We start from the raw sequence: 5,203 nt of genomic DNA on the forward strand, positions 1-5,203 counted from the left end.
TGGATATCCCTATGGTGGAGTATACCCTATTGACATCAGTCAGCTAATGAGTGACCCTATTGCATGCATTCGGGGCACAGACTGTGGCTGAACTGGACTTTCGAGTGGCTGGAAATATAGGATTCTATCTGTTCCCAGTATCCGCTGTCATCACGGATCTTTTTACAGGATGCACATATAGGAAGCATTCCACTGAGTTGTTTTACTTCGCCAAGAGCTTTCTTGAGGTCTTCATTGGTTTTTGCTAGTTCGACGTTCCTGAGCCTGTAGATTTCCGTTTCCCTTTCCTTTTTATCGGATTCGTACTTCGCCCGCAGTTCGTTGACTCTTCGGCTGCTGTCTTCGGTGAATATCTCATCATTGAGCGTTTTGTATTTCTTATGATATTCGAGCGCCTCCCTGAAATTCCCTATCATTTCGCAGACCTCGGAATAGGATTGATAGATGCTTCTTATAACTATGGGCGAGTCGATACGATCTGTGTTTGCGAGTGCTTTCCCGGCATATTCGTAAGCTTCCTGAAATTCGCCTGTACTCGCATAGTTCAGGCTGATGGATAGCAGTGTATGGGAGGCATCATCTGTATCTCCTTTTTCAGTCTCTATCCGAAGTGCTTTAAAAAAGCATTCAAGCGCCTTTTCAGGATTGTTCAGGTCATCATAAACCATGCCCATATTGGTGAGAACGCGAGCAATTTTCCATGTTTCACCAAGGTCCGTCCGTATTTCCAGCACTCTACGATAATACTCGAGTGATTTCTCCGGATCGCCTGTTCTGCGGAATATGCTTCCCGCGTTGTTCAGGGAGTTGGCAAGATTGGTCAGACAACCGTGTTTTTCGGAGATTTCTATGGCTCGGTTACAGTAATCAAGAGCGGTGCTTTCATCGTTCAGACCGCTGTAGATAATACTGATATTGTTCAGCAACGATGATACTTTCAGGATTTCGTCAGATTCCTCAAATATCCGCAGTGCCTTCAGAAAATAGTCAAGAGCCTTATCAATATTCGACAACTTGTAGTGAATAATACCGATTCGGTTGAAAGTATCAGATCTGCTTATCTTGTCTTTGGTTATATCGGTTATTTCAAGGTTCTTAAAACCGTACTTCAAAGCTGTCTGATACTCTCCGATACACTGATATGCCCAGCAGAGTTCATTAAGTATTATGGATTCAAGCTTTTTGTCATCGATATCTTCAAGGAGTTTCAGACCCTGCTCTCCGAATCCAATTGTCTTCCTGCGATCGGTTTCTCTGTACGCGACAGACAGATCCGCGAGAACTTTTACGCGTTCAAGCCCGTCAGCTTTCTGAAGCTTCTTCTTGAGGAATTCGGGATCCTGCCGGTTTGCCAAAGCTGTCATATTCAGTTGAATCCGGACTTACTTACTCGATAAAACCAGCTTTGATGGATCCCCAGGTGTCGTGTTCAAGGTGCGTCAAGGTATGATCGTATAGCCTGATTGTACTTGTGTTATAGTCACAGACAAAGAAACCGGGTCCATCAAAATCCGTATCGTATTTGTAAGCTATATCGTTGGGCGAAACGCCAAAAAGATTGTAGGCTGGGCCCGTCAGTCCTCCGGTGGATGAATGCTCTACGAGTTGATTGGCATCCCACCATTCGCTCACCCATATCTTAAGAACGCCTGAGTCCCAGACGCACGCGATACCGAAAGCGCCCACCCTGTTAAAGTTCCAGCTGTCCACCACTGAATGTGTACTCACATCGTATTTGTAAATAATCGCGGGATCGTCGGCCACAAAATTCTGATCTACCATCCACAGGTAATCACCGTCCCATTCGCAGCCTCCCATGCCGCCTGTGCTAAGTGTAGTCATTTGATAGACATCGGGAGGAAGCATCGGTATTCCAGAAGCGTCAAGCTGCCAGGTGTACAGGTAATATGGACGAGGATTCAAGGGATCGTTCTGAGTTACTCCGAAGAGCAGATCATCCTCGTAACACCCCAGACCGGTAATGTAGTCGGCATGGTCGAATTCCACCCACGTAACCGTTTCTCCACCGGAGTATTCTGCGTACACAAGCGCGTTGTTGGGGCTTGCCTTGCCTTGAGAGGTATACAGCATATCGTGTTCATCGTGATAAGCCATACCCCAGGCCTTTGTCCATCCGGCTGGTATTCCTATCGTTGCTATTAATGTACCGCCTTCCGATTCATCATATTCACTACCGATAGAGAAGCCTTCCGTGGAGCGAAAAACTGTTGAGGCGCTCAAAGGCATCAGAACCAGCAACAATATCGGAATTACCAGGCTTTGACTTTTCATAATCTTTTCCTTTGCATGTTCGACAAGTACTCCGTTACAACAAGTAATACAATAACCATATATACAGATTATGGAAAGGGTGATTTCTACTTTCCATTACGATATGGGATGTGTTATTCACAGCCTTCCGTTTACGGAATATTCATGTATCCCTCTACCCAGGAAGATCTTTCCGGCGCGTTATCGTCTGACAGCATTTTCCTCCACGCTTCATCGGTCAGCCTGTCCGACATGGGCCATGTGAACTCGTAATAACTGAGAACGGGGCCCACTGCAGCTTCGATATTACCATCGGGTCTTTTGTAGACAACTATGCAGTAATCCAGGTCTCCCGAGGCTACCTCAAGCACGGAACTGCTGTTCTGATCCGTATGAACATCGGCTATAAGGGATGTTTCAAGCCCTTCGGTTGTTTCTCCGTCCCAGCAAATAGCCGATTCCAGATAACTTGCGAAGCTCTTAAGAAAATCCGCGTCTTCGGATGTGATTTCTTCACCTGAGAGTTCTCTCTCAGCTATATCCTGAAGCCGTGTCATTACGGAGCAAGCGTTGCGGAACCTGCTTTCGATGTCACTGTCAAGAACTCCGTATGCGCGAAGTCCCCTCTGCGCCATCTGAAGAGTGGCGTTAAGTTCAGCGTAAACTTCCGGTACGGGTTCAACGAATCCGGCGGATGGTACCGGCTCATCATAAGGTCCTGGCGCGCATCCGCATTCCATAGTGTAACTCTGCTTGGCGTATAGGATAGTATCATGCCTGAGCATCGCCCATGAAGCCAGGAAATTAGAAAGAGTATGGCGGTTCCACGCCGCCGTTCTCATGAAATCAGGGTAACCCTCTCCTTTCTCCACCTGAAGTAGATACAGGCAGTGAAGCCACGACATGTAAAGAGTAGCGTGCCAGTCAGAGGGGCTGTAATCCTCGATCATCCCGCTGAGAGATTCAAGGGAATCGGCGTAATGCGCGAACAGGAAATCTCCCTGTTCCTCAAGTATGACGGCGGCGGCTTCGCTGCCAAAGACCGCGGCAACATCAAGACCCGAGGGCATAAACCGGTTCTGTCCTGATGGATTCAGTCCAACGGCGGGGAAGACCAGTTTTCCCAGAATCTCGCTGTCGGGTGTATACCTCTGACCCAGGAATCTGAAGCCGGTTGTCTTCTGGAATGCCTCCTGAAGATCACCGGGGTCGAATTCCCCCTGTTCATCCGGCATCGAAATAATCTCACCTGTGCCGCTGTATATGGCGGGGCCGGCAAAATTGGAATTCACATGATCTCTGAAAATCCTGTAGAAATCCATACTCTGGATAAGATCGCTTGCAGCGGTGGGACCGGCAGTTTCCCGTGCCGCTTCAGCGTATTGCGTTACAGACAGATCGTCTGCGAAACCTGCGAAGAAAGCTGTTATTTCGTAGATTCGACTCCATTTTGTAAGGAGCGGTTCTCCTTCGGCTTCAATTCCGGCAAGATCGGATACGATGTACAATGCGCACGACGTCAAGGTTCGAGCGTCCTCTTCGCAAACGATATATTTGGCCGTCTGCCCGTTTGGCTCTCCTCCGTTCAGAATGAATGTAAGCCTTCCAAGCCACATCATCGCTTTAAAGTACCGTTCAAGAGCGGGGCTTGAAGTGTAATGTCCCCTTGGAACGTACTGGGAGTAATCCTCTTTGTATCCGAACACGGGGCTTTCACTGAAGCCGACATGTTCTTCTATCAGAGCTAGTTCGGCATCAACCGCTTCCGAAATGGATCGATCCGCCTCGAATTCGGGATCCAGGAATTCAAGGGGTACCGCAAAGAACGCAGCGTTCAGTTGGCAACCCCTTTCGAGGTTTTTCTCGTAAAGGCTCGCGCAGATAATTTCAAGGTCTCCGTAAAGGTGATTTTCCTCGATATCCTGGAGGATCTGGTCGAAGAAGATATGAAGCATGTGAAGAGGAATTCCCGCTGATACGTATACCGGCTGGTCCCATGATTCCATGAATTCATATGCTCTGATCGGGTTATTCGTAGGGTAGAGAGGGGTGTACACTATGAAACCGTTCTGCAGAAGCGTTGACGGAGTCGAGCCAATACCGCATATCCTGATGATTTCGTCAAGATTAATAAAGTCTTCTTCATTAACAGGCAATTCCATTGAGTTCATGTTGGGGTCAACAGTACACTCTACAGCTTCGTAAAAGCGATCGACGAACGTTTCCGCAACATTCAATTCGGCGGGGAATTGTAATTCTTCGTTGTCATTACTTGAACCACTCAAGGTTTCACCTCCGCTGCTGCAGCAGGGAATAAGCAGAATCAGGAGAACAGCAGTAAAAATAAATTCGTACCTCATGGCGGGAGCTCCTTTCATTTGTTTGAATCATATACATATATTGACAATTATCTATTCCATGGCAATGAAATGGAGTAACGAAGAAAGAAGGTGTTCATGAAAAAGACTCTTATGATTCTTGCCGCAGCCGCAGCCGCTGCGGTGGCTGGCAATGTATACGTATGTGATTATGAGTATCAGGCCGATTTGAGTATTTACGTTGTCGAGTACGAGTATCAGGCTGACATATCGGTTTACGTGGTCGATTATGAATATCAGGGCGATGGAGAAGACGCTCTCTGGTATTTTGTCGATTACGAGTACCAGTCGGATATCGATATTTACTACGTTGATTACGAATACCAGGCGGACCTTTGCGTATTCTTCGTGGAGTACGAGTATCAGGCCGGCTGGGAAGACAGCAGTAAATGGCAGAACAGGCTTCACTAAAGCTTGATTCACGATAACAGTGAAATCGGTCTGAAATGAACCTGGCCATCTATCCTGTACCGGTAAACGGTAGGATTTTAGCAGATACTTAGTGTTTTCTGGTTTTCGGAGTTTTTATTCAGTATATTCACGGCTGCGGGCAG

At 47.2% G+C, this 5,203-nt stretch carries 4 protein-coding genes; 1 reads left to right on the top strand and 3 read right to left on the bottom strand.

Going from position 1 to position 5,203, the window contains the following annotated elements; genetic code table 11:
* Window positions 1-56 precede the first annotated feature (56 nt).
* From K8S15_03440 to K8S15_03450, 3 genes are all read right to left on the bottom strand, one after another.
* On the bottom strand, window positions 57-1,364 hold the full coding sequence (locus K8S15_03440) for a tetratricopeptide repeat protein (GenBank protein MCD4775088.1): 1,308 nt from the start codon (window positions 1,362-1,364) through the stop codon (window positions 57-59).
* A 22-nt stretch (window positions 1,365-1,386) separates the two neighbouring features.
* Window positions 1,387-2,292, bottom strand: a complete 906-nt coding sequence (locus K8S15_03445) for a hypothetical protein (protein ID MCD4775089.1) — start codon at window positions 2,290-2,292, stop codon at window positions 1,387-1,389.
* A 131-nt stretch (window positions 2,293-2,423) separates the two neighbouring features.
* Entirely contained in the window at window positions 2,424-4,631 is a 2,208-nt protein-coding gene (locus tag K8S15_03450; protein ID MCD4775090.1) for a DUF3160 domain-containing protein, read from the bottom strand.
* Between the two features lie 96 nt (window positions 4,632-4,727).
* Here K8S15_03450 and K8S15_03455 point away from each other — a divergent pair, with 96 nt between their 5' ends.
* Complete coding sequence (locus tag K8S15_03455; GenBank protein MCD4775091.1) at window positions 4,728-5,060, top strand: DUF6150 family protein; 333 nt, start codon at window positions 4,728-4,730, stop codon at window positions 5,058-5,060.
* Window positions 5,061-5,203: the final 143 nt, after the last annotated feature.

Origin of the sequence: Candidatus Aegiribacteria sp. (assembly GCA_021108005.1) — a bacterium.
In the GTDB taxonomy this organism is placed as follows: domain Bacteria; phylum Fermentibacterota; class Fermentibacteria; order Fermentibacterales; family JCC-6; genus Aegiribacteria.